The organism is Vibrio sp. 10N.261.55.C5 (genome assembly GCF_041470505.1).
Taxonomy (GTDB): domain Bacteria; phylum Pseudomonadota; class Gammaproteobacteria; order Enterobacterales; family Vibrionaceae; genus Vibrio; species Vibrio crassostreae_C.
In genome coordinates, this window is sequence record NZ_JBFRMS010000007.1 from 41,877 (window position 1) to 67,723 (window position 25,847).

Annotated in this window: 23 protein-coding genes and 1 pseudogene; 12 read left to right on the plus strand and 12 right to left on the minus strand. The window is 44.8% G+C overall.

Annotation, left to right across the window (positions count from 1 at the left end):
- The first annotated feature begins 116 nt into the window (after window positions 1-116).
- Window positions 117-344 carry a PAS factor family protein gene (locus AB4263_RS01365; RefSeq protein WP_004730426.1) on the plus strand — a complete coding sequence of 76 codons (228 nt, stop codon included), beginning with the start codon at window positions 117-119 and terminating at the stop codon, window positions 342-344.
- 282 nt (window positions 345-626) lie between these two features.
- A pseudogene (locus AB4263_RS01370) lies at window positions 627-808 on the plus strand (hypothetical protein).
- Between the two features lie 187 nt (window positions 809-995).
- Here AB4263_RS01370 and AB4263_RS01375 read toward each other — a convergent pair.
- From AB4263_RS01375 to AB4263_RS01405, 7 genes are all read right to left on the minus strand, one after another.
- On the minus strand, window positions 996-2,288 hold the full coding sequence (locus AB4263_RS01375; RefSeq protein ID WP_017064721.1) for an alpha/beta fold hydrolase: 1,293 nt from the start codon (window positions 2,286-2,288) through the stop codon (window positions 996-998).
- Between the two features lie 396 nt (window positions 2,289-2,684).
- Window positions 2,685-3,422 carry a DUF3726 domain-containing protein gene (locus tag AB4263_RS01380; RefSeq protein WP_372097267.1) on the minus strand — a complete coding sequence of 246 codons (738 nt, stop codon included), beginning with the start codon at window positions 3,420-3,422 and terminating at the stop codon, window positions 2,685-2,687.
- Window positions 3,419-5,230 (minus strand): hypothetical protein, encoded by a 1,812-nt coding sequence (locus tag AB4263_RS01385; RefSeq protein ID WP_372097269.1) that lies wholly within the window; start codon window positions 5,228-5,230, stop codon window positions 3,419-3,421. Before AB4263_RS01385 ends, AB4263_RS01380 begins: the two co-directional genes overlap by 4 nt.
- Window positions 5,231-5,493: 263 nt before the next feature.
- Window positions 5,494-7,101, minus strand: coding sequence for a BCCT family transporter (locus tag AB4263_RS01390; protein ID WP_372097271.1), 1,608 nt, complete (start codon window positions 7,099-7,101; stop codon window positions 5,494-5,496).
- Between the two features lie 228 nt (window positions 7,102-7,329).
- Window positions 7,330-8,325, minus strand: coding sequence for a membrane dipeptidase (locus tag AB4263_RS01395; protein WP_061023074.1), 996 nt, complete (start codon window positions 8,323-8,325; stop codon window positions 7,330-7,332).
- Window positions 8,326-8,535: 210 nt separating this feature from the next.
- Window positions 8,536-9,996 (minus strand): aldehyde dehydrogenase family protein, encoded by a 1,461-nt coding sequence (locus AB4263_RS01400; protein ID WP_372097321.1) that lies wholly within the window; start codon window positions 9,994-9,996, stop codon window positions 8,536-8,538.
- A 187-nt stretch (window positions 9,997-10,183) separates the two neighbouring features.
- On the minus strand, window positions 10,184-10,582 hold the full coding sequence (locus tag AB4263_RS01405) for a RidA family protein (protein ID WP_017060835.1): 399 nt from the start codon (window positions 10,580-10,582) through the stop codon (window positions 10,184-10,186).
- A gap of 157 nt (window positions 10,583-10,739) precedes the next feature.
- On the opposite strand from AB4263_RS01405, the gene AB4263_RS01410 reads away from it, so the two are divergent.
- From AB4263_RS01410 to AB4263_RS01455, 10 genes are all read left to right on the plus strand, one after another.
- Window positions 10,740-11,624 carry a LysR family transcriptional regulator gene (locus tag AB4263_RS01410; RefSeq protein WP_017071346.1) on the plus strand — a complete coding sequence of 295 codons (885 nt, stop codon included), beginning with the start codon at window positions 10,740-10,742 and terminating at the stop codon, window positions 11,622-11,624.
- Window positions 11,625-12,341: 717 nt separating this feature from the next.
- On the plus strand, window positions 12,342-12,743 hold the full coding sequence (locus tag AB4263_RS01415; protein WP_017060837.1) for a hypothetical protein: 402 nt from the start codon (window positions 12,342-12,344) through the stop codon (window positions 12,741-12,743).
- 1 nt (window position 12,744) lies between these two features.
- Entirely contained in the window at window positions 12,745-13,515 is a 771-nt protein-coding gene (gene atpB, locus AB4263_RS01420) for a F0F1 ATP synthase subunit A (protein ID WP_017060838.1), read from the plus strand.
- A gap of 47 nt (window positions 13,516-13,562) precedes the next feature.
- A complete protein-coding gene (gene atpE / locus AB4263_RS01425) occupies window positions 13,563-13,799 on the plus strand; it encodes a F0F1 ATP synthase subunit C (protein ID WP_004730405.1) in 237 nt (78 codons plus the stop codon).
- A gap of 54 nt (window positions 13,800-13,853) precedes the next feature.
- Window positions 13,854-14,324 (plus strand): F0F1 ATP synthase subunit B, encoded by a 471-nt coding sequence (locus AB4263_RS01430; protein WP_017060839.1) that lies wholly within the window; start codon window positions 13,854-13,856, stop codon window positions 14,322-14,324.
- Between the two features lie 11 nt (window positions 14,325-14,335).
- Window positions 14,336-14,887, plus strand: a complete 552-nt coding sequence (locus tag AB4263_RS01435; RefSeq protein ID WP_017060840.1) for a F0F1 ATP synthase subunit delta — start codon at window positions 14,336-14,338, stop codon at window positions 14,885-14,887.
- 9 nt (window positions 14,888-14,896) lie between these two features.
- Window positions 14,897-16,438, plus strand: a complete 1,542-nt coding sequence (gene atpA, locus AB4263_RS01440; RefSeq protein ID WP_017060841.1) for a F0F1 ATP synthase subunit alpha — start codon at window positions 14,897-14,899, stop codon at window positions 16,436-16,438.
- Between the two features lie 46 nt (window positions 16,439-16,484).
- On the plus strand, window positions 16,485-17,354 hold the full coding sequence (atpG, locus tag AB4263_RS01445) for a F0F1 ATP synthase subunit gamma (protein WP_017064727.1): 870 nt from the start codon (window positions 16,485-16,487) through the stop codon (window positions 17,352-17,354).
- 44 nt (window positions 17,355-17,398) lie between these two features.
- Window positions 17,399-18,784, plus strand: a complete 1,386-nt coding sequence (gene atpD, locus AB4263_RS01450) for a F0F1 ATP synthase subunit beta (protein WP_017060843.1) — start codon at window positions 17,399-17,401, stop codon at window positions 18,782-18,784.
- Between the two features lie 14 nt (window positions 18,785-18,798).
- On the plus strand, window positions 18,799-19,242 hold the full coding sequence (locus AB4263_RS01455; RefSeq protein ID WP_017060844.1) for a F0F1 ATP synthase subunit epsilon: 444 nt from the start codon (window positions 18,799-18,801) through the stop codon (window positions 19,240-19,242).
- A 184-nt stretch (window positions 19,243-19,426) separates the two neighbouring features.
- Here AB4263_RS01455 and AB4263_RS01460 read toward each other — a convergent pair whose 3' ends face one another.
- From AB4263_RS01460 to AB4263_RS01480, 5 genes are all read right to left on the minus strand, one after another.
- Complete coding sequence (locus AB4263_RS01460) at window positions 19,427-19,963, minus strand: RNA-binding S4 domain-containing protein (RefSeq protein WP_372097273.1); 537 nt, start codon at window positions 19,961-19,963, stop codon at window positions 19,427-19,429.
- A 117-nt stretch (window positions 19,964-20,080) separates the two neighbouring features.
- Window positions 20,081-21,703 (minus strand): microcin C ABC transporter ATP-binding protein YejF, encoded by a 1,623-nt coding sequence (yejF, locus tag AB4263_RS01465; protein ID WP_372097275.1) that lies wholly within the window; start codon window positions 21,701-21,703, stop codon window positions 20,081-20,083.
- Window positions 21,704-21,712: 9 nt separating this feature from the next.
- On the minus strand, window positions 21,713-22,735 hold the full coding sequence (locus tag AB4263_RS01470; RefSeq protein WP_017060847.1) for an ABC transporter permease: 1,023 nt from the start codon (window positions 22,733-22,735) through the stop codon (window positions 21,713-21,715).
- Between the two features lie 31 nt (window positions 22,736-22,766).
- Window positions 22,767-23,855 (minus strand): microcin C ABC transporter permease YejB, encoded by a 1,089-nt coding sequence (locus AB4263_RS01475; RefSeq protein WP_004730359.1) that lies wholly within the window; start codon window positions 23,853-23,855, stop codon window positions 22,767-22,769.
- A gap of 12 nt (window positions 23,856-23,867) precedes the next feature.
- A complete protein-coding gene (locus tag AB4263_RS01480; protein ID WP_017068488.1) occupies window positions 23,868-25,763 on the minus strand; it encodes an extracellular solute-binding protein in 1,896 nt (631 codons plus the stop codon).
- Between the last annotated feature and the right edge of the window lie 84 nt (window positions 25,764-25,847).

Here is a 25,847-nt window from a genome sequence, read left to right on the forward strand (position 1 = left end):
AACTAACTGATTACACAATTAAGCAGAGCTACACATAATGCGATCAATCTCGCAGAACAAAGATGATACCAAGTGCATAATATGCAAAATTTTCTAAAGATGTACTAAGGACAGTTATGGATACAACTACACTCATCTACGATACGTTGGAAGGCCTATCGAGCGCAAAGCCACAGCAACACGCTCAAATCCGCCAAAATCTATATAACCAATTAGATTTATCATTTGAGAAGCAGTTGGCTTTGTATTCATCAGTTCTTGGTCCAGCAAGTGCTGGTAGATTGACCGATTTGGATAGTGCAGTGATGTCTGCACGCAAGATTGTTGGCTTAGAAAACAGCTAAGCAACCTTTAACCTATCTCAACTTTAACGCTGCCATTGTGCAGCGTTTTTTTATGGACGCTATTTACGATAAGTAAGGTTGGTTACAATAAATGCTGTTAGTTGCGATAAATACGGTTAGTTGCGATAAACGCGGTTAAGAAGATAAGTGCAGTTAGGTCTGTTTTTCAAGTTACACGCATTCTCATTTGGTTAATCTTATGTTCCATTTTTAACAGGTGTGTAACCACAATAATGGCGCTAATGTTAGTAGCACGTTAACCACACATCGGATGGAAGAATCATGAGAGTACTTATTGAATATACACAAACAGGCAAATACCGTGATCATGCGTGGGAAGCATTAACGATTCGTCAAAAGGCGAAATTCAAGCTGTAACTCCCTCTTATGCGGCTCAGCTTATCGAACAGAACCGCGCCAGCTTATTGACCACTGAAAATCAAGATATCGTCATCCAACCTTAATGGCTTCAAGGGCTACCCCTCCTAGTTCCTTAAATCGAATAGTTCGATGACATAAAAAAACGCTGCATGGGTGCAGCGTTTTCTTGTTTCTGGCGTATCGTATTTCTAACGTAGATAGTTTCTAAAGTAGATAGTTTCTAAAGTAGAAAGCTTCTAACGCATCTTGTTTCTAGTGCAAATAGCTTGATTACTTTGGCAGATTTTCTAACGCTTCAACCATCGTCATCAATTTATCGACAATCCTTTCGCCGTCTACTCGCAAGCCATTGTGTTCATATTCATTGGTGATCCACGCTTTCGAGTTAGGAATGTTCGCCAATGTTTCACGGCTGTAATCCAACTCAACGTACATGTCATCGGCGTAAACGGCACACGCCATTGGCACTGTATTCTTGCTCAACTGCTCTGCGTTGTACAAAGTGCCCCAGTCCGACTTTTCAGCCAACATGTTCGCGGCTTCACGCAGTGGCTTCAGCGTTTCAAGTTGGTCGAACATCCATGGGTACACCATTTCACCAGTAAACCAGAACTCACTGCCCGATTGGTAGTTGAAGTGTGGGTACTGCTCACGAACACGATGTGCAGACCAGTTAGACGCTGTACCTTGACAGTAAATCGATTCATGCAAGATTGCGTAAATTGGGTTAGTTAAGTAACCCTGCTCTTGCTGCATTTGATTTAGGAAGCTGTAGCTCAGCTGTCTGTTACCGTTCACTTCAACAAACGCACTCTCCAGTGTGAAATACATTGGAAGGTTTGCTTCGCCGCCACCAAGATTAATACCTATTAGCTGGAACTGTTCAACTGTGAACACCTGACCGTTTGGCAGTCTCACATCGTTGTTGAGCAGGTAATCAGAGATCTCGCGACACATAGCTTGTGCTTGTGGGAACTGAGCAAAGAAAGCTCTGTTTTTGTCTTCTACACGCTTGTAAGTCGCACGATAAACATCGTCAGCTTCTCGTTCAATAGAAGGAATGCCGCCCGTCACATAACAACGCTGCAAGCTCTGTGGGAACAGTGACAAATAGCTCAGTGTACAGAAGCCACCAAAGCTTTGACCAATCGTCGACCATTGCTTAATACCAAACTGTTCACGAATCGCTTCAGCGTCACGAACGATGTTATCCGCTCTGAAATGCGTTAAGTATTCGACTTGTTGTTCTGGAGACAAATGCGCCAAAGTTTCATGGCTGATAACCGTGCTGTTGCCAGTACCACGTTGGTCTAGAAGCAGAACACGGTAGTTTTGTAATGCACGCTTTAGCCAACCCGATTGACCACTCACCCGTGGAGAAGGAAAACCTGGGCCGCCTTGAAAGTAGATCAACCACGGCAGCTCTTGCTCATCTTTAGCGAGATCAACCAGCTCACGTGCGAAGACTTGGATCTGTTGTCCATCTTTGGCTTGATAATCAAGTGGCAACTCGAAAGAGTGCTGACGGTACAGGGTGGTTCCATCAATAAAGTTAGCTTGCACGCTTCATTCCTTTTTATCTGATTCTAAAGTCATTGGTACGAATAAAAATGGCACCCTTTGGCACCGTAGTTAGCAAGATACGCATACTAGCTTGTAAATGAAACCGTTTGTTGAACCTGAATGTGAAGGTACTTCATTAAATCGCCAAATTAGCTTTATACGCGTAACAACTTATGTCAAAACAGAGAGTTTAAGATGTGATCTATTGAGAAGAAGAACAAAAGTGGGACACAAATAAAAAGAGCTTAACGAGGTGAGGATACGTTAAGCTCTTTGGTTTTATCTGTTGTAAATGAGGTTTTTAGGTTGAACAAGCTCAGGCTTTATAGGTTTAGTTTCTATAAGCCAAAGATCTATAAACTGAGCTTCTGTAACTTATAGCTCTATAAAACAAAGCTAAGAAGCCTCGAGCTCACCTGCACCTTGAATTGAACGTTGGCTGTTTTCAACAAGAATGGCCGTCGCCGTTTCTTTCAACGCGCCCCACTCTCCATCGTCAACTTCAATGCCCTCGTTCCACGCCTTCTCTTGAGTTTTAAAAAGCGCTTCCGATTCAATGTGTGTTTGGTAGCCATCTGACAAACGTTCGATATCCAAATCCTGGACGGAAAGCTCGATGGTCATATTGTGGATATGATCGTCCGATGCCAGAGGCAAATCTGATAAAAACAGTTCTGGTGCAACGCAACCACGGTTAAGCACATACAAGGTGCTCTTAGGATTTGAGCCATTATCCCAACGTGCGGTACATGCGATGCCTTTCGCTACCAGTTTTACAAGCTCACTGTACGCTAACCAACGGTTATGGCAGTTGTTTAGCTCGATTTTCAGCGTCTTTTTACCGACCATTTTTTCAATGGCGTAATCCATCACCACAGGAAGATGACACGCTAAGCTCGCCTTGTGCAGGTCCACTTCAACTGTGTTGTCGCTTGTCACTTGGATGTCTACAGGGCAATCGTCTTCTAGCCCCATAAAGTTGCTCGCATTGTTAAAATGACGAACACCATCCAAGCCAACCATTTGTAAATCTGCCACCATGTTCGCTATCACATCGGCTTCACCACATGTACGACGCATACCCAGAAAGGCTTTATTAACGGCCGCTACCAGTTCATTGTGAGAAACGATCATAACGATTTACCTCCATGTTGAGCGTTGATATGTGTAGGAACTTTATTTGAGTCAGCGATCTCCGCTTCACTTGGTAAGATTGGGAACTCCCATTCGTCCTGATGAATTTCATCAAGCAACGGTGCACCTTGGAAAAACGTCACTCGTACCCAACGGTCTGAGCGAGGATCAAACTTAGTCGCTCCAAACATCGCTAGCTTACAACGCAGCAAATGCATTGGTGGCGAGTCTTGGTGCAGCACGTTCATTTGAATGTCGCCCATCGCCTTGTTACCTAACGTCCACACACGGCGCGCAATGGCACGATGCTGCGGTTGTTTAACAAGGAATTCAGCCAATGAAAGCTCTGGCGCGAATTGCAATAAAGCATGGTACAGACGGTAAGCTTGACGGCCGATATCCAACGGCAGTTCGCGCTCTTCGCCGAGTTCCTCGCCTCGAACACCGAGCCTTGGCTCTTCTTTGTCCTGAGAGCGATACCAGAACCAGTAGTTATTTTCTGCTTTCGTAAAGTCAGTCGTGATCCCCCAACGGTACTTTTCTTCTAACACAACCAATAGGTCTTTGATCTTTTTGCCACTAGGAAGCGAGAGTGTTTCGCTACAATTCATTTGCTCTTGATGGGCGTCCACTAATTCTGGGTACAATTCCATCAAGCATGAGATAAGGATTTCTTGGGCTTCCATACTCATGTGCTTAGATTGTTCAACTAACTGCGCCCATGTATCGCAATGGTTTACAGAAGCTTCTAGTGACTGTTCTGCGTGTTTCAACTCATCAACAGCGGTTTTGTTCAACTCTTGCTGATTTTCATTGATGGTAACAACTTGTTCTAAATGACAAATCGCTTTTTTAACTAATGTACGTAGGGGCTCAATCAATGCCGTATCCGTGTGATTAGCTAACACGTCAGCTAATGCATGCTCACGGGTTGTCATCCATTGATCGACAATACTTGGGTGGTTAATCAGATATGGCGCCATACCTAAACCTGTGGCATTACCCACACCTAGGTAGCGTTGTAAGCCTCTGTGCAAGGTAATCGCTTGTTCACCGCCTTGTTGCTCCGCTAGGTAATGAACCCAATCTAGGCTGAACTCACGCAGCATATAAACAGCACACATTTGAGCACTGAACGATTGATTAAAATCTGGATTCTTTTCCAAGATTTTAAAGTCAGCAATACCAAACTTACCATTACCATAAACCGCTGTGGTTCGTAGGATGTAGCCAACTTCCGCTAGCTCTTTTGGCGTTGGTTGAACACCTTTAGCCAAGTGACTAACAATATGTTCAAACACTCGTACACTTTTGTTGGCACGCGCTAAAACAAGCACATTGTTAGGGTTACGGCCTGCTTCTTGTAGCGGTACATTCGCACGAAGTCTCTCAAGTAGGGTGACATCAACATCACCAAGAACCAGAGCAAACGTTACGTCCCACTTTTCAGCAATTACACGGTCATTTCGTTCGTCGTCTGCAATCTCATCGCAGAAAACAACCAAATGATAAACATGATTTGGCGTCGTAAGCTTATAGATAACATGACCAAAGCCCTGAGCGTCTAATTGCCATTCATGTTTGGTCACTTTCCATTCTTGCTGCGCCATTTTACGAATCAGAGTTCTAACGAAGCTGATACGTGTTTGGTGCATTGCACCTAGCCTTTCCGGTGCCATGACGACAGTCGCGTCACGTAGTGCTGATTCAGTGTAGGTAGAACGATGTGCATCCATTTTGCTCACCACCTTATAGTTATAGGATTTTGCTAGCCATTCAGAACCGATCGTTGCTGTCTTTTGAAGCATATATAGCGACAGTATGTTGGTTAGCTTTCACGTTTTTAATCGTTATTGATATTATCGAGGCAAGCGAACTCGCCACTTATTATTTGTCCTGACTAGATCGATTGACCTAAATACGTGCCGCCCGGTGTATCTTCACCAGTACGGTTTTTATCTTCCTTCCGGAATCTTGTATCAGCCTTCTTTCAAAGGCTCACACCTTGTTTATCTTCAGTTTTTAGAGAGCTTTATCTCTACATTTTCTTCTTTATACCGGCATTGATGTTTTATAAGCCTTGATCTTTCGCCATCTTGATTGCGATTTGAGGCGCATTCCAAAGTGATGGCAACAAGATTAAGGACACCGGTACCGCGGTGATAACAATGAAGGATTGCAGCGCTGAAATACCGCCAGAGCCTAGGGAAATCAGAATTAACGCTGTTACCCCCATCATCACACCCCAGAAGGTACGAATAATTGCATTCGGTTCTGTCTCACCACTGATCACCACACTGATGGTGTAAGTCATTGAGTCACCGGTCGTTACGATGAAGATCGTGGTTAAGATCAAGAACAGAATTGAGATAAGCATTGGCATTGGTAGCTGCTGAGTTACCGCCAGTAGCGCACCTGGTAAGTTAAAACCTTCAAACGCCTTACTTACGCTGCCTGGATCTGCGATTTCGAACGCAAGGCCAGAGCCGCCAACAATTGTGAACCAGAAGCAAGTAACAAACGGTGCAATCAAGCTAATGGTTGATACCAATTGGCGAATACTACGACCACGTGAAATACGTGCGATGAAGATTGCCATCATTGGGCCGTAACCTAAGAACCAACCCCAGAAGAATACTGTCCACCAGCTTAACCAACCTTCGTCACCACGGTATGTTGCCATTGGGATGAAGTTATCTATCATGCTGCCTACACCTTGGATGTAGCCATTGAAAATGAAGTTTGTTGGGCCGAAGATCAGAATGTAGACCATCAATGACATTGCTAAAATTACGTTGTAACGGCTTAGCATTTGCATTCCGCGGTTAAGACCACTTAATGCCGACAATGTGTATAGAACGATAGCGAACAGGATGATGATAAGCTGCGTCGTGAAGCCATCAGGAATATCAAACAGTGCGTTCAGTGCGTAGCTCACTTGCAAGCCTAAGAAGCCGATAGGACCAATGGTGCCCGCCGCTACAGCGACAATACAACATGCATCAATCAGCGCACCAGTGTGACCTTTCAGTGCTCTTTCACCCAAAACTGGGTAAAGCAAAATACGAGGTTTAAGAGGCAAGCCTTTGTCGTAGTGAAGGTGCATAACCACGATAGACGTTAAACTGCCAACGATAGCCCATGCAAGGAAACCCCAGTGCATGAATGATTGTGATAGAGCATTCACCGCGCCTTGTTGTGCGTTTTCTTGTGCGCCATACAATGGTGGTGGGCTAACGTAGTGAGCGATAGGTTCTGCTGCTGCCCAAAATACACCGCCGCCTGCAAGTAACGTACAGAAGATGATAGCCATCCAACGGAAACCATCCATCTCAGGTTTAGCAATGCCACCTAGGATAACCTTGCCTGTTCGCCCTGCCGCTAGGCCAAGACCAATAAGAAAAGTCAGAAGAAGAAGCATTTGCCAGTAAGGCCCGAATACTTTTACAGACCATGCAAAGCCCGTATTTACAAGGCTTGATAACAGCTCACCGTCAAATAGAGCAAGTGCAACGAACAGAGCGATAAAACCGCCGCTGTACCAAAGTGCTGGGTTGGTTAATCCCAATTTGTCTGACGTAGATTCAGACTGTTTGGTGTTGCTTGTTTTGCTACTTGCTGTGTGTACTTGACCCGCATTTAAGCTTGAAGGTTTCACGCTATTGGTTAAATCAGACATACTCTGACTCCAGAGGTTTCTTTGCAGCTGTCATTTGAATGATGACTACAAGGGTGTATTTAACACCTGCCCTATTGTTTTTTGTGTTGGGCAGGCTAATCCATGTTTGGGTTACCGCGTTGCGAAATAGACCGTTGTTCCTTTTAAATAGTGAAATTGGTTAAAACAGCATTTCCAAATGAACGTTAATTAGAAGTCTGCTAATTCGATGATGGCTTAAGAGAGCGCTTAACCCTTGCTTTGAGGCTCTAGGCCATCTTTCAAGAAATTAAACCAGTTTTCTCCCAAGACTTGCCCAGCTTCAGACTCGCTGAAACCATGACGCATCAATCCGTTATAAATATTTTCCATACCCGCACTACCACAAAACCAAGGCAACGCATCTGGCCAACCTGAGTTGTTTGCAGAGCCTTCGCCGTAATCCATTGCTTTAGACCAACGACCATTTCTCATCCATTCAAGAACAGCTTGAGGTTGGTTTAAACAAAGGTCACTACCAATTCCCAGGTGCTCTACGCCGACCATATCAGCTGTCGTCGCAACCATTTGGCAGAAGTCTTCCAAAGTACATTGGCTGCCGTTTGGTAGGTGGAATGGGTATAAACTGAATCCGATTAAACCACCGCGTGCAGTTAAGGCTTTAATCACATCGTTTGATTTGTTTCGTAGTGCATCATGAGCAAACGTCGGGTTCGCGTGGCTGATACAAATAGGACGAGAAGATAGGTCTATCGCCTCAAGCGTTGAACGCTCGGCACTGTGAGACATATCGATGATCATGCCCACTCGGTTCATCTCTTCGATAGCTTGCTTACCAAATCGAGTAATACCCGTATCGTTCTTCTCGTAGCAACCCGTCGCTAATAAGCTCTGGTTGTTGTACGTCAATTGCATGATCAGAAGGCCTTGCTTACGCATCACTTCGATAAGACCAATCTCATCATCGATTGGAGAACAGTTTTGAGCACCAAGGAAAATGCCGACTTTGCCGGTCGCTTTTGCAGTTTCAACATCAGCCATTGAATGAATCGGCATGATAATGTCTGCATTTTGCTCGAATCTTAAGTTCCATTCTGCAAAGCGAGATAAGGTTTCACGAGCTGTCTCGTGGTAAACCGCGGTAGCGTGAACTGCTGTAATGCCGCTCGCCTTTAGTGTTTGGAAATATTCTCTGTTCCAATTGCAGTATTGCAATCCATCTATAACAATCCGTTGCTGGTACATAACCACTCCTATTGAAAGCTCAGTGTTCTAGCTCGGTTTTGAAAACACGCTCAAATAACATGTTTTCAAAAATGGGTTAAATCACTTGTCTACGTTCGTTTGCTGCTTTGGTTTGAATGTTGGCCTGACTCTGTGAATCAGGCCAATTCGATAGCTGGATAGCTAGGAAGTTAATATCTTCAGCTATCCAATTCTTATTTAGAAAGTGGATTAGTAAGGACGCTGGTAAGCCGTCTTAACCACTGTGTAGAACTCTTTCGCGTATTGACCTTGCTCACGAGGACCGAAGCTAGACTCTTTACGGCCACCAAACGGTACGTGGTAATCCGTGCCTGCTGTTGGTAGGTTCACCATCACACAACCTGTTTGCGCTTGTTGCTTGAACATTGCACTCGTACGTAGGCTCTGAGTGATGATGCCGCCCGTTAGACCAAAGCGAGTATCGTTGGTTGTCGCAATAGCTTCTTCTAGGTCAGCGACACGAATCACGCTTGCCATTGGTGCGAACACTTCTTCTTGGTTCACTTCCCAATCGTTCTTAGTGTTCAAGAACAACGTTGGAGACATGTAGAAACCTTCGTGCTTCATGCTCAAGCGTTCGCCACCAAATGCCAGCTCACCGCCGCTTTGACGTGCTTTATCAACCCAGCCTAGGTTTGCTTCAAGTTGGTTGCCATCAACGACAGGGCCCATGAACACGCCCTCTTCCAGTGCGTGACCCACTTTCAGCTCACTCATACGCTTAATCAATGCTTCAACGTATTGGTCGTGAATGCTATCCATAACCACAAGGCGAGAAGACGCCGTACATTTTTGACCAGCACCCGAGAACGAACCTGCAATCGTTGCATCAACCGCAGTTTGGATATCAGCATCGTCTGCAATAACAAGTGCGTTCTTACTTCCCATTTCCAGTTGGCAACGAACGAAGTTTGGCGCGGTAGCAGCTGCTACTTTACGACCCGTATCAACAGAACCGGTAAAGCTCACACCGTTCACTTCTTTAGAGTTGATCAGTGCATCACCTACCGTTGAACCGCTACCTAGCACAAGGTTAAACGTACCTGCAGGGATACCTTGACGGTGGATGATCTCAGTAAGCGCAACCGCACTCGCTGGTGTTAGGTTTGCTGGTTTCCAGATAACGCTGTTACCGAAAGCCAGTGCTGGAGCGATTTTCCAAGCAGCCGTTGCTGTCGGGAAGTTCCAAGGAGAGATAATGCCGATAACGCCTACCGCTTCACGAGTCACTTCTACAGAAACGCCTGGGCGTACTGAATCCGCGTTATCGCCAATCTGACGAAGCACTTCAGCCGCAAAGTATTGGAAGAACTGACCAGCGCGGTAAATCTCACCACGACCTTCAGCAAAAGGCTTACCTTCTTCACGAGATAGCAAAGTGCCCAGCTCATCACAACGGGCAATCAGCTCATCACCAATCGCTTGAAGCACCGTTTGCTTGCGTTCAATCGGCGTTTTTTCCCACTCTGGTTGAGCGTGTTCCGCCGCTGAAATCGCTTGTTGAACTTGTTCAGCACTTGCTTGTGCAAAGTTGCCAATATTTTCAGAAATATCTGATGGGTTAATGTTCGCTACGGTGCTTACACCCGCTTGCCATTCGCCGCCAATGTAAAGTGCGTTTTCTGCTTGAACATTCTGTAAGTGAGTCATCATTCTGTCCTTGTAACGTTAGGTTGCGGTTGAGTCTGGCAACCATCGGATTAATTAATAAATTGTTAATTCATATAGAGAATAAGTATTAATTTTGTATCTAGACGTAAAACTATTCGCTTGTATTAGTAAAGATCTGCTTAGACAAACAGCTTTGATTGGCAAATTGCCTCAGTTCACAGTCCATTTATTCAGGTTGAGACGCCGATGCATAAACCACGAACTCAACCAACATCTCTTCTCTAGCTAGCCCTGCAACAACGACTGCTGCACGATTTGGATAAGGTGCGTTGAAGTATTCTCCGTATACGCTGTTTACCGTTTTCAGGTATTCACGGTCAGTCACGTAAATCAGAACCTGCAGCACAGAATCCATCGATTCGCCTGCACACTCCAAGGTATGAACAAGGTTGTTAAAAGTCTGACGCGTTTGCGCTTCAATACCGCCTTCTACTACTGCGCCCGTTTCATCGATTGGAATCTGCGCAGTGTATAGAGTGCCGTTATTAACGATTGCCCACTCTAGTGGTGCTTTTGAAGCAAAAAGAGAGGTTTTTACTGGGTGTTTTTTAGTTTGTGCGTTCACGATTTTATCCAACTTTGTAACAACTATGTTTCAAGATGGTTAAATACTGCACCTTGACGCCTGATAAATCTAACGGTAAATTTTGTGCATTTGATAAATAAAATCTATCACCTTGCGAAAAGTAAGGTATAGCAAGGGCTAGAGAAGGATCGGAGTCATGAGTATTAAGCTACAACAGTTAAAACATTTCGTTTTGGTGGTCGAAGAAGGTGGATTTAGAGCGGCATCTCACCGTGCAAATCGATCGCAAGCGGCACTTTCGACTTCGATAAAAGAGTTGGAAAAAATACTCGGCCAACCTCTGTTTGAAACAGGCAACAAATCGACACTGACGCCTTTCGGCGAAATATGCCTGCCAAAAATCATTCAATTCCTTAATGTTTACAAAGCATTAGACAACGACTTACGCGCAGCCGCGGCAGGACAACAAGGAAGAGTTCGAATAGCGAGCGTGCCTTCGGTGGCCGCAAAACTCATCCCTAGTGTTTTAGGGGCATTTTGTGAGCAGTACCCGAATGTAGAAGTGAGTTTGATTGATGATAATGCGGCAGGGGTAGAAGCAAGATTACTCTCTGGCGAGGTGGATGTTGCCCTCGGTAATAGCTCCCATTTAGAAGAAGAGAGCATCGACTTCACGCCTTTGCTTTCTGATCCTATCGGTGTGGTGTGCCTCAAAGATAACCCTATCGCCTCTCAACAGGAAGGAATCGAATGGCAAACCTTGTTAAAGCAGCCCTTCATTCGTAACGGGACTTGCACCCTACTGGACCCAACACCTGCGCGCATGCTCAGCGAACAAGCCCTGTACTCTGTCGAGAACATTACCTCGCTTTTTTCGGTGTTAGAGCTCGGGATAGGCGTGACCACGCTACCTAAGCTGGCTTTCCCAACCAATGAAACCCGCTTGGTGTGGATTCCGCTAATTGACCCACCCTTGCAACGACAAATCGGCATTTTCAGACTGTCTGATCGTACGATCTCGCCACAAGCACAGGCTTTCCATGACTTATGTATTCAATACCTCAGTTATGAAGAGTCATAAGAGAGCCTAGATTAAGTAAATTAGGTAGCGCTCTGCTGCCATTTACTTCCTCAAAACTCGGTGTTTCTTCTCCGCACCATGCTTCTCGCACACCCAGTCCCCCATTTCACTCCTATATCATCAACATTTAGGCGCTGAATTTTCACTCTCGCGCACGCAAATAGTGACAAGCTGACGACAATATAAAAAATATTCGCTTATTGATAAGGAGCGACGTACGTTTAATTTACCAGAAAAACCAGATCTTCCATCATTGCCTCAAACAAGCTTAACCCCTACCAAAATCACACTTCACAACTCAGCTTGTAAATGAACCTAAGTGTTTGAATAGTCGTAATTGATAAGATCATAAGTTGAAAATTTAGCTCGCTACTCCCTTCTAAAAAGCCCCTCTTTTTCACAAGGATAAAGCATCTTAAATATTCATGAATAAAGTGATAGAACTATTACTTTCATAAATGAAAAACATTCATTTCAAAAATGGAATTATTGATATCAATATTTGTCGTTTTGATCACATAATTTTAGGCGTAGTTTATATTTTGTCGAAACGAGAGCGAACTAGTTTATATCGTTCTATTTCGTCAGGAGATATAAAACCAGCAAGATTATCTCTTTGTTAACAAGCAAAGTTTTATTAACAAGTAAATGCGAGTAGCAAGACATATTCAAACTGTGTTTTATATGAGCTTACACTGTTAAATATAAGGTTTTATTATGAGGCTTAATGGGATAAGTGGTGACATTCTTGTTGCTGCTAAAAGAGTTGTTCTCTGCCAAGTAGTATTAGCCGTCGGTGTAGTTTTATATGAAGTGTTTTTTGGTAATAAAGTAGATATGGAATCGTCGGCTTTGGGTATCGGAATTGCGATGCTACCTCCGCTGTTTGGTTTTATATATGCAAGCCTAAAGGTGCGCAAGAATCCTAATTATAGTTTACGTGACTTAATGCAAATGAGTCGTGTCGTGAAAATAACTTATACGTTCTTAATGTTTATCTTGGCGTTCCAGTTTTTCAAATTGGATAACCCAGTAATATTGTACGCATATATTCTCACTATGGTTGGGTACTTCTTAACACCATTTATTACTGCCTCTACAAGATCGGAGTACGTGTAGTATGGATCAAGTAACTACCGCTCACGAATACATAGAGCATCACTTAACCTTCTTAACTACAGGTGATGGTTTCTGGGCGTTCAACATCGACTCGATGTTGGTATCTTGGATTACGGGTTTACTGTTTATTGGAGCTTTTCGATACGTAGTGACTAAGGGCACCAGCGGTGTTCCAGGTCGATTTCAATGTTTTATCGAACTGATATTTGATTTTGTAAACAACCTAGTAAAAGAGATTTTTCAAGCGGAGGATAAATTAATAGGGCCACTGGCATTAACCACTTTTGTTTGGGTGTTGTTAATGAACGCGGTCGATTTATTACCAATAGATTTCATACCAGCATTAAGTCGTGCAATGGGTCTAGAACACTTTAGAGATCTACCAACGGCGGACGTAAATATTCCAATGTCGATGGCACTCGGTGTATTTATCTTACTGTTGACTTATACATTTAAAAATAAAGGATTGAAAGGCTTTATCAAAGAGCTTACTACGCAGCCATTTGATAACCCTCTTTTATACCCTGTTAACTTAGTTCTTGAATTAATAACATTAATTTCAAAACCTATATCACTAGGCTTACGATTATTTGGAAACATGTATGCAGGTGAGATGATATTTATTCTGATCGCATTAATGCCATGGTGGATGCAATGGGCACTGAGTGTTCCTTGGGCACTATTCCACATATTAATCGTATTCTTGCAAGCATTTATATTTATGGTACTGACCGTTGTTTATTTAGGTATGGCAACAGAAGAACACCACTAATTAATAACTAAAAAATTTAACTAACAAATTATTTATCGGAGATACAAATGGATATCGTAAGCGCAGTTTTATATGTAGCAGGTGCATTACTGATCGGTTTAGGTGCAGCAGGTGCAGCATCTGGTATTGGTAACTTAGCAGGTAAATACCTTGAAGGTGTTGCGCGTCAACCAGACCTTACTCCAATGCTTCGTACTCAATTCTTCATCATGATGGGTCTTGTGGATGCAGTACCGATGATCGGTGTTGGTATCGGTCTATACATCATCTTCGCCGTGGCTTAATCAAACCGCTTTGAAAGATCGATTTGTAAATAATCAAGATTTAGTGAGGAAGGTATGAACTTAAATGCAAGCATGTTTGGACAAGCAATCTCATTCGTGATTTTTGTTTGGCTCTGCATGAAATATGTATGGCCCCCTCTCACCGCGATGTTAGACGAGCGCCAAAAAGAAATCGCTGATGGTTTACGCCACTCAGAGAACGCTGCGAAAGAGCTAGAACTAGCAAAATCAAATGGCGCGCAACTCATCGAAGATGCAAGAAAAGATGTGACTGAACTGGTTGAACAGGGCCGAAAACGCCGCAATGAAATCATCAGCTTAGCGCAACAAGAAGCCGAGCAAGAAAAGGCACGCATCTTAGAACAAGGTAGAGCTGAGCTAGAAGGCGAACGCCAAAAGATACGCCGTGAACTTCAGGCAGATATGGCAGACGCAGTAATTCAAAGTGCACAGAAACTGATTAGCAAAAACCTAGATTCCGCAACGAACCGAGCGCTAGTTGACCAAATGATTAGCGAACTCTAAGGAGAGGCAATATGTCAGATTACACCAATATTGCTCATCCCTACGCCAAAGCATCGTTTGAATTTGCTTTAGGTGAAAACCAGTTACAAGAGTGGCACTCAATGCTGTCCATTCTTGTGGCTGTCGCGGAAGAAGAAACGATCGCTAGTCAGATTTCTTCAGCAGAAGGTGCTTCTACACACCAAACAGAAGAGCTGGCAAACCTCATCATTCATATTTGCCAAGGACTCGTTGATGACCACGTCATTAATCTTATTCGAGTCTTGGCCGAGAACGGCCGCCTTTCTGTTGTAAGAGACCTATTTGAATTGTACTGCGAGCTAAAGGACGAACATGAACGTGTAGTGCCTGTCACTGTCACCAGTTCAGAAATGCTGACACAGGATCAAGTTACGTCACTAACAGCTGCACTTGAGAAGAAATTAGAGCGTCAGGTTGAAATGAAGCAGGTTATTGATGACACGTTAGTGGGTGGAATGGTCATCAAAGCGGGTGAAACCGTTATCGATGGTTCTTTAAACACATCAATTGACCGATTGGCTCATCAACTTCACGCGAGATAGGTAACAATTATGCAATTAAATTCAAATGAAATCAGCGATCTAATCAAAGAACGCATCTCGAAATTTAATGTGAGCACCGAGGCTCGCAATGAAGGCACTATCGTATCGGTTCGTGATGGCATCATCACAATCAATGGCCTTGCTGATGTTATGCAAGGCGAGATGATTGAGCTACCAGGTGGCAAATACGCACTCGCACTTAACCTCGATACCCACTCAGTAGGTGCGGTGGTTATGGGCCCCTACACTGACCTCTCTGAAGGTATGAAAGTGAAAGGTACAGGTCGTATCTTAGAAGTACCTGTAGGTAACGGACTTCTTGGTCGTGTAGTCAACACATTAGGCGAGCCAATCGATGGCAAAGGCCCAGTGAGTTGTGACCGACTCGACCCTGTAGAAGTGATTGCACCGGGTGTAATCGAACGTAAGTCTGTTGATCAACCTATTCAAACTGGTTATAAAGCGGTTGATACCATGGTGCCAATCGGTCGTGGTCAACGTGAACTTATCATCGGTGACCGTCAGACGGGTAAAACAGCGTTAGCTATCGATGCGATCATCAATCAGAAAGATTCTGGCATCAAATGTGTGTATGTAGCGATTGGCCAAAAAGCCTCCACTATCGCTAATGTGGTTCGTAAACTCGAAGACCACGATGCGCTAAAAAACACCATCGTAGTCGTGGCATCAGCATCAGAGTCTGCAGCGCTTCAATACCTAGCCCCTTATGCGGGTTGCACCATGGGTGAATACTTCCGTGACCGCGGTGAAGATGCGCTGATCATCTATGATGACCTATCAAAACAAGCCGTTGCTTACCGTCAAATCTCATTGCTATTGAAACGCCCACCGGGTCGTGAAGCCTTCCCTGGCGACGTATTCTACCTTCACTCACGCCTACTAGAACGTGCAGCACGAGTGAATGCAGAGTATGTAGAGAAGTTCACTAACGGTGAAGTGAAAGGCCAAACAGGCTCATTAACGGCGCTTCCTATTATTGAAACTCAGGCGGGTGACGTATCAGCGTTTGTACCAACCAACGTAATCTCAATCACCGATGGTCAGGTTTTCCTTCAAACCCAATTGTTTAACTCAGGCTTACGTCCTGCAGTAGACCCAGGTATCTCGGTATCTCGTGTGGGTGGTGCGGCGCAATGCAAGATCATCAAGAAACTGTCTGGTGGTATCCGTACTTCATTAGCTCAATATCGCGAGCTGGCGGCCTTTGCTCAGTTCTCTTCTGACTTAGATGAGATGACGCGCAAACAGCTAGACCATGGTGAGCGTGTTACCGAATTAATGAAGCAAAAACAATACTCTCCAATGTCAGTCGCTGAGCAAGCAACGGTTATCTACGCAGCAGAGAAAGGCTACTTGGTCGGTGTTGAGCTAAACAACATTGCCCGTTTTGAAGAAGAGCTGATTGCTTATGCCAAAGGTCAGAACCCTGCGTTGTTCGAAAAAATCAACGCGACAGGCGATTACAATGACGAAATCGACGGTGCTCTTAAAGAGATCCTAGAAGGTTTTGTTGGGATGAAAGCTTGGTAAGTGCTCCGGTTTGTTAGCTGGAAATCAAAACAAATAGGAGCAGATTATGGCAAGTACTAAAGAAATTCGCACCAAGATAGCCAGTGTTAGTAACACTCAGAAAATCACTAGCGCAATGGAAATGGTTGCAGCAAGTAAGATGCGCAAGGTTCAAGACAACATGACGCTAACTCGCCCCTACGCCGAGAACATGCGAAAAGTTATCTCTCATGTTGCATCGGGTTCCCTGGAGTACCAGCACCCTTACCTGCAACAGCGTGAACCTAAGCGTGTCGCTTACATCATTATCTCGTCCGATCGCGGCTTGTGTGGTGGCTTGAACTCAAACTTGTTCAAGAAAGTGTTAGAAGAAATGGAGCAATGGCGCACCAAGGGAGTCGAGGTAGAAACAACCTTAGTGGGATCTAAGGCTATCTCGTTCTTCCAACGCGGCGGCAACGTTATTGCACAAACGTCAGGTCTTGGCGATACACCTAAGTTAGAAGACATCTTAGGTACGGTGAATGCGATGCTCGGGCATTACGACGAAGGTAAAATCGATAGCTTGTATCTCGTTTACAACCAGTTCGTCAACACCATGGTTCAAGCGCCAACGACCTTGCAGTTGCTCCCCCACCCTTCGGATTCTGAGGAAGGTGGTGAGCCTAAAAAAGCGCGTCGTTGGGACTACATCTATGAGCAAGCACCCAAAGACATACTCTCAGAACTGTTACATCGATACATCGAATCGCAAGTGTATCAAGGCATTGTTGAGAGCATTGCCTGTGAGCAAGCAGCCCGAATGGTCGCTATGAAAGCGGCGACTGATAACGCAGGCCAACTCATTGATGACTTGCAGTTGGTCTACAACAAGGCGCGTCAGGCTGCCATTACCCAAGAGCTGAGTGAAATAGTCTCAGGTGCCCAAGCTGTCTAGGGCTAGAAAAGACTGGGTCAAGAACAGAATTTGAGGATTTAAGAATGAGTGTTGGAAAAATAGTTAAAGTAATCGGCGCGGTGGTTGACGTCGAGTTCAGCGGCGGCAACAGCCCACGCGTTTATGATGCATTGAAAGTGACTAGCGACGAAGCAAGCTCGTTAGTATTGGAAGTACAACAACAACTGGGTAGCAATATCGTTCGTTGTATTGCAATGGGTACGTCAGATGGCTTACGTCGTGGCCTAACGGTTGAAAACACAGGCTCTCCAATCACGGTTCCTGTCGGCGAAGAAACGCTAGGCCGTATCATGAACGTGCTTGGTCAACCTATCGATGAGTGTGGTGAAATCGGTCAGAAAGAAAACTACGAGATTCACCGTGAAGCCCCTTCTTATGAAGAACAAGCAAACAGCACTGAGCTTCTAGAAACAGGCGTTAAGGTTATCGACCTTATCTGTCCATTCGCTAAGGGTGGTAAAATTGGTCTGTTCGGTGGTGCTGGTGTAGGTAAAACCGTCAACATGATGGAGCTTATCAACAACATCGCCAAAGCCCACTCAGGTCTTTCTGTATTTACCGGTGTAGGTGAGCGTACTCGTGAAGGTAACGACTTCTACTACGAGATGAAAGAAGCGGGTGTACTAGACAAAGTAGCCATGGTTTACGGTCAAATGAACGAGCCACCGGGAAACCGTCTACGTGTAGCACTTACAGGCCTAACTATGGCTGAGCGCTTCCGTGATGAAGGTCGTGACGTACTGTTGTTCATTGATAACATTTACCGTTACACGCTTGCGGGAACAGAAGTATCAGCTCTGCTAGGTCGTATGCCTTCAGCAGTAGGTTACCAACCAACACTGGCTGAAGAGATGGGCGTACTTCAAGAGCGTATCACGTCAACAAAACAAGGCTCTATCACCTCTATCCAAGCAGTATACGTACCTGCGGATGACTTGACTGACCCATCGCCAGCAACAACCTTTGCTCACTTAGATGCGACCGTTGTACTGTCTCGTAACATCGCGGCACTGGGTCTATACCCTGCGATTGACCCGTTAGATTCAACGTCACGTCAGTTAGATCCGCTGATCGTAGGCCAAGAGCACTACGACATTGCACAAAAAGTACAAACAACGCTGCAACGCTACAAAGAGCTAAAAGACATCATCGCGATTCTTGGTATGGATGAGCTGTCTACTGAAGACAAACAGACCGTATCTCGCGCTCGTAAGATTGAACGTTTCTTAACGCAGCCTTACCACGTAGCCGAAGTGTTTACCGGTCAGAAAGGTGTCTTTGTACCGCTAAGCGAAACACTAAGAGGCTTTAAAGGTCTATTGAGCGGTGAATATGACGATATCCCAGAGCAAGCGTTCTTGTACTGTGGCTCTATCGACGAAGTGCTTAACAAAGCAAAATCACTCTAAGAGGCAGGTGCACCATGGCTATCGGAATTACAGATAATACATTTCAACTTAATATTGTAAGTGCGGAAGGTACGCTGTTTTCAGGTCCAGCGTATGCCCTAGCCGTTTCTGGCGCTGACGGTGAACTGGGGATCCGCCCCGGTCACTCCCCGCTTCTCAGTAAGATCAAACCGGGCGTAACCGTGTTTGTTACAGACCCTAAATCAGAAGGCCAAGTGCTGTATGTCTCTGGTGGGATGCTGGAAGTTCAGCCGGATGTGGTTACGTTATTAGCCGACACGGCCTTGCATGGTAAAGACATTGACCGCGCTCGCGCAGAAGAAGCGAAATATGCCGCTCTAGAGAACATCAACAAGGGCAACATAGACATTAACTTTGCACAAGCTCAGCTAGAACTAGCGAAAGCCGTTGCTCAGTTACGTGCATCAGAGCTAACTTCTTCTCACACAAGACACTGAGAATAAGCGTTATTGGCCGTTAGCTGTGCTAGCAAACAAATACAAAAAAGGCTCACTAACTAGTGAGCCTTTTGATATCTGCGTAACGTAAAACCTAGGTCTAACGTTGCTTGATGTTCAAACGAATAGTTTTAAAAGATTCGTTTTAGAAAAGCAGTTTAGAGCAGTCGTTTAGAACTGTAGTTTAAAAGAACTCAATCGAATTACGGCCGCTTTTGTCATCACGTGTTGGCTTTGGCGTATCCGCTTTCTTTTTCGGTTTCTTCTCTTTTTTCTCTTTCTTTGGTTCAGCCTTTGCGCTTAGCATTTCTGCTTTGCTTTTCTTAGATTCCTTCTTCTTAGAATCCTTTTTAGACTGACCTTTCTTCGCCTTGTTCTCTTTTTTAGGCGTTTCTTTCATTTTCGGCTTTTCTGATTCTTCTTGTACTGGCTGATCACACACCACTACATAGTATTCTTGGTTGAATTCAAAGAAGTCGCCATCGTACATTTTACGACGCTTACGGGTTTCTAGCTCACCATTTACCGCTACGTAGCCTTCAGAGATGATGTGCTTAGCTTCACCGCCACCACTCACTAGGTTAGCAATTTTAAACACTTTGTAGAGCTCGATTGGCTGTGATGAAACATCAATACCAATTGCTTCAATTTCAATCTCTTCGCCTTCTTCGCCCAGCTCTTGGCCTTCGTAATCAGCGTCTTCGTAATGTTCTTGGTCCATGGTGACCTCTACCTAAATATGTACTTCTGAAATATTGGGCGCAGTGTAATCTTAAAACAACGAAATGACCATGTTGAATTCAACCAGAGCCCATTTGTTTTAAACAAACCCTCTGCGTTATAAAACACCACCAACATTCGAAAGACTCACCAACTGCTTAGTATATTCATGCTGCGGATTACCAAACAAAGTCTCAGTGTCGCCCTTCTCTATTACCTCGCCAGCTTTCATGACGATGGTGTAATGACACAAGGATTTCACGACATTCAGATCATGACTGATAAACAAATAGGTCAGGCCATACTTTTCTTGAAGTGACTTCAGCAAATCCAATACTTGAGCTTGAACGGTTCTGTCCAATGACGATGTTGGTTCATCGAGCAGGATAAACTCTGGCTTTAAAATCAAAGCACGAGCAATCGCAATACGCTGCCTTTGACCGCCAGAAAACTCATTTGGGTAACGGTGACGCGTTTCAGGATCGAGGTCAACCTCTTTCATTACGTCACAGATGCGTTGGTCGAGTTCGTGCTCATCCAATTGTTGATGCACTAACAAACCTTCGCCAATCACCTGAGCGACCGACATTCTCGGGTTTAGCGCAGAAAACGGGTCTTGAAAGACTACTTGCATACGGCTTCTAAACGAAAGCATCTGTTTTCGATCTAAACCTTGAAGCTGTTCACTCGAGTAGGTAATTGACCCTTCACTATCCACCAGCTTAAGTATCGCCATACCGGTCGTCGATTTACCAGAACCACTTTCGCCAACCAAACCGATTGAGTGCCCTTTCTTCAAAGTGAACTCCATGTCGGTCACAGCTTTAACATGAGAAATGGTGCGCTTGAATAAACCGCCCGTGATCGGGAACCAAACACGAAGTTGATTTACATCGAGTAGCGGTTTGCTTTCGGGTGACACAGGAACGGGCAAACCTTTCGGATCAGAGTTAATAAGTTTTTGAGTGTAAGGGTGAGCAGGCGCGTTAAACAGGGTATGACAGTCGTTACTTTCGACCAAGCGACCATCTTTCATTACTGCTACTCTGTCGGCAATCTTACGAACGATACTCAAGTCATGAGTAATGAAAAGCATTGCCATACCCAGCTCTTGCTGCAGGTCTTTTAGAAGGTCGAGGATCTGCGCTTGCACCGATACATCCAAAGCCGTTGTCGGCTCATCAGCAATAAGCAGCTCTGGTTCATTGATCAGTGCCATCGCGATCATCACGCGCTGGCGTTCTCCACCAGATAGCTCGTGCGGATAGGCTGAAATCTTTTGCTCAGGATAGCGAATGCCAACCTTTGAAAGCCACTCTATCGCCAAGGCTTGTGCTTTGTTGGTTCGCATACCACGATGAATTGCTAAGGTTTCAACAAGCTGTTTTCCAATTCGATGAAGCGGATTTAGGGAAACCATAGGCTCTTGGAAGATCATTCCAATACGACCACCACGAATCCCACGTAGCTGTCTTTCAGAACAACTCAGAATATCGGTGCCAGAGAAATTGATCTTACCGTTTAAGTAATGAGACGAGCCTTTTGGTAACAGCTTTAAAATCGAGTTAGCCGTGACCGATTTTCCGGAACCACTCTCACCCACCAGCGCTAATGTCTCACCTTTGTATATTTCTAAAGAGACATCTTGTGTCACTTGCTCTATCGAGTTTTTTCGCCCGAAACCGACAGACAGTTTATCTATGGTCAAAACCGGAGAAGCAGGAGTTGTATTTGAAGTCATAACCTATCCTTACTTCTGTTGATGCGGGTCGAAAGCATCACGCACCGCTTCACCAACGAAGACCAGTAACGTAAGCATCAGTGAAAGCACGACGAAGGCAGAAATGCCAAGCCAAGGCGCTTGTAAGTTAGCTTTACCTTGCGCCAACAACTCGCCTAACGAAGGCGAACCCGCAGGAAGACCAAAGCCCAAGAAGTCTAACGAAGTCAGTGTGGTCACCGAGCCTGAAAGAATAAACGGCATCATGGTTAACGATGCAACCATCGCGTTAGGTAACATGTGACGAAGCATAATACGTTTGTCATCAACACCCATGGCTTGCGCGGCTCGCACATAATCGAAGTTTCGGCAGCGTAAAAATTCCGCTCGCACGATGCCGACTAAACTCATCCAACTAAACAGCACCATAATCCCGAGCAACCACCAGAAATTCGGCTCAATAAAACTCGACAAAATAATCAGCAAGAACAGGGTCGGCATACCAGACCAGACTTCAATGAAGCGTTGTCCGAATAGATCAACCCAGCCACCGTAGTAGCCTTGTGTTGCGCCAACCACGACACCAATCACGCTCGATACAATGGTCAGAATAAAACCAAATAGAACGGAAATACGGAAGCCATAAATGATACGAGCTAATACATCTCGCCCCTTATCATCAGTCCCTAACCAGTTCACCGAATCGGGCTCCGATGGCACCGCACCTGAAATATCGAAGTTTATTGTGTCGTAGCTAAACGGAATGATTGGCCACACGATGTAACCGTTGTCTTCAATGAGCTCGATAACATACGGGTCTTTGTAGTCGGCCTCGGTTTCAAACTCACCACCAAACTCCGTCTCGGCATATTCATTGATAACCGGCACAAACCACTGATTATCATAAGAAACCAAGAGTGGTTTATCATTGGCAATGATCTCAGCGAACAGGCTCAAGCCAAACAAGATGGTAAATATCCAAAGGGAGATAAAACCACGCTTATTTGCTTTAAAACGTAACCAACGAGCTTCAGCTAAAGGGTTGTTAAACATTTATTATCAATACCTTGTTATTCGTTCGCCATTAACGCGCTTCAAAATCAATTCGAGGATCAACCCAGGTATACGTCAGGTCGGAGATAATGCTCAGCACCAAGCCAAGCAAGGTCATGATATAGAGAGAGCTGAACACCACGGGATAGTCACGTTGAATGGTTGATTCAAAGCCAAGCAGACCAATTCCTTCGAGTGAAAACATCACTTCAATCAACATAGAACCCGTGAAGAAAATACTAATAAATGCGCTTGGGAAACCCGCAATAATGATCAGCATGGCGTTACGGAAAACGTGCTTATAAAGAATACTGCTCTCGTCCAAGCCTTTCGCTCTCGCAGTCACTACATATTGCTTATTGATTTCATCAAGGAAGGAGTTTTTGGTCAGCATGCTGAGCGTGGCGAATCCACCGATAACCATGGCGAAAATGGGCAACGCCAAGTGCCAGAAGTAGTCGCCAATTTGCTGATACCAGTTGAGCTGGTCGAAGTTACTCGACACAAGCCCTCGCAATGGGAACCAACTGAAGTAGTTACCGCTTGCAAACAAGATAATCAGAATAATCGCAAACAAGAAGCCCGGCACCGCGTAGCCGACAATCACCACCGCGCTCGACCAAATATCAAAGCGAGAGCCGTGATGTATCGCCTTCATAATGCCTAAGGGTATCGAAATCACATAGATGATTAACGTACTCCACAACCCTAAGGAAATGGAGACAGGTAAACGCTCGATGATTAAATCAATCACGTTACCACCCTTAAACAGGCTTTCACCAAAGTTAAAGGTCGCGTAGTTTTTCAACATATCGAAGTAGCGAACGTGAATCGGTTTATCAAACCCAAACTGCTTTTTGATCTCTTCAACCACTTCAGGATCAAGCCCGCGTGAGCCTTTATAGCCACTGGCAGACGCTTGATCACTTTCACTTAAATCAACTTCTTGTCCACCACCAGAAAAACGCTCCATAATGCCAGAGTTATGCCCTTCTAATTGAGCAACAGCTTGCTCTACCGGGCCTCCAGGCGCTATCTGGATGATGAAAAAGTTGATGGTGATGATCGCCCACAGCGTGGGGATCACCAACAATAAACGTCGAAATATATACGCGGCCATGCTAACTAACTCCTAGCGACGTTTTTCAGGAAGCAAAGCCGCCTTCTCTTCTGAAATCCACCATGTATCGATACCTAAATCGTATTTAGGCAATACATCTGGACGCTCAAACTTGTCCCACATTGCTACGCGATACTCGCCAACGTGCCATTGCGGGATGTTGTAGAAATTCCACTGCAATACTCGGTCTAGTGAACGACCTAGTGTAAGAAGCTTTTCAGGGTGCTGTTGGTTACGCGCAATTTCTTCTGTTAACGCGTCAACCACTGGATCGATAACACCTGCAGTATTGTAAGTAGAATCAATGTAGTTAGAGTTCCAAACGATCATTAAGTTCGGGCTAGGATAAGGGTTTGCGGAAAATGACGACGAAACCATGTCGAAATCACGATCACGCAAGCGCTTGATGTATTGAGTGGTATCGATGGTACGGATCTTCATCTCAATACCCATGCGCTTAAGGTTCTTTTGAACCGGCGTTGCGATACGTTCCGTGGTTGGGCTGTAAATCAACAACTCAAATGACATCGGCTTGCCAGTCTTTTCGTTGGTCATGACTTTGTCTTTCAGCACCCAACCCGCTTCTTTCAACAATTTGAAAGCGGTACGCATTTGGCTACGAATACGACCGCTACCATCGGTGACGGGTGGTTGGAATTCTTCGGTGAAAACTCGCGGTGGAATCTGATCTTTGTATTGAGACAACAACTCGACTTCCGCTTCGCTTGGTAAGCCTTTCGCTTCGTAGTCGGTATTTTGGAAGTAGCTACGAGTACGCTTGTACTGACCATAGAACATGTTCTTGTTCATCCACTCAAAGTCCATCGCATAGGTTAACGCTTCACGCACTTTAGGATCCGAGAACACAGGTGATTGAATGTTGAAGACGAAACCTTGAGTCGTTTCAGGCTTCTCGTGGTTGATCTCTTCTTTAATGATGTAGCCTTTATCGAAGTTCGCGCCCGTATAAGAGTTAGCCCAGAACTTAGCCGAATTCTCGGTTCGAAGATCGAACTCCCCTGCTTTGAACGCTTCCAACATTACCGTGTCGTCACGGTAGTAATCGTATTGCACCTGCTTGAAGTTATTGCGGCCAACGTTAACTGGTAGGTCTGCTGCCCAGTAGTTTTCATCTAGACCATAGGTAACACTTTGGCCTGATTTGTAGCTGATGATCTTATAAGGACCACTACCGACTGGTGGCTCACTTAGAGGCTCAGACAGCTTTCTGTCTTTCCAGAAATGTTTCGGCAATACACGAGTGCTTTGCGCAAAGCTGAACAGTTTTTCGCGGTTTGGACTGTTCATTTCAATACGAACAACCAAATCAGAGACCGCTTTTACTGACTTAATCTCTTTGTAATACACACGATACTGAGGCACGCCCTCGGTTGAGAACTTGTCAAAAGTAAAGGCAACATCATGCGCAGTGATAGGCTCGCCATCTTGGAATTTAGCATTTGGGTTGATGTCGATTTCCATCCAAGTGAAATCACTGGAGTAGCGAACCTTTGAAGCGATCAATGGATAGTACGCATCAATCTCGTCACTCGGAGAAAACATCAAGGTATCGTAAATCTCTCCGGTATAACTTGCAGCAACGCCGCGGGAACCGAATCGATTAAAGCTATCGTACGTACCTATGCTGCCATAGGTCACTTTGCCCTGCTTTGGCGCATCAGGATTAACGTAATCGAAGTGAGTGAAATCGGCTGGATATTTTGCTTCACCAAAACCAACCAGTTGTGTGGTTTCAATAACGGTGACAGCAGGAGTTGATTGGGTTTCAGAAGCGTAAGTAACGGAGGGTTGTAAAGCAATAAGCGGCAACATGATTGCACATGACTTCAAATTAAACCTGAAAAACTGAGTGCGTTGCGAGGCTTTGCGTCGAAAAACTGTTCCCATTTGACTCTCCCTTCAAATGTCATGAATTCTATATTCAAGTTGATTTATCGGCTTTGAATGCATGCCGTTAAATCAAGTATAGGT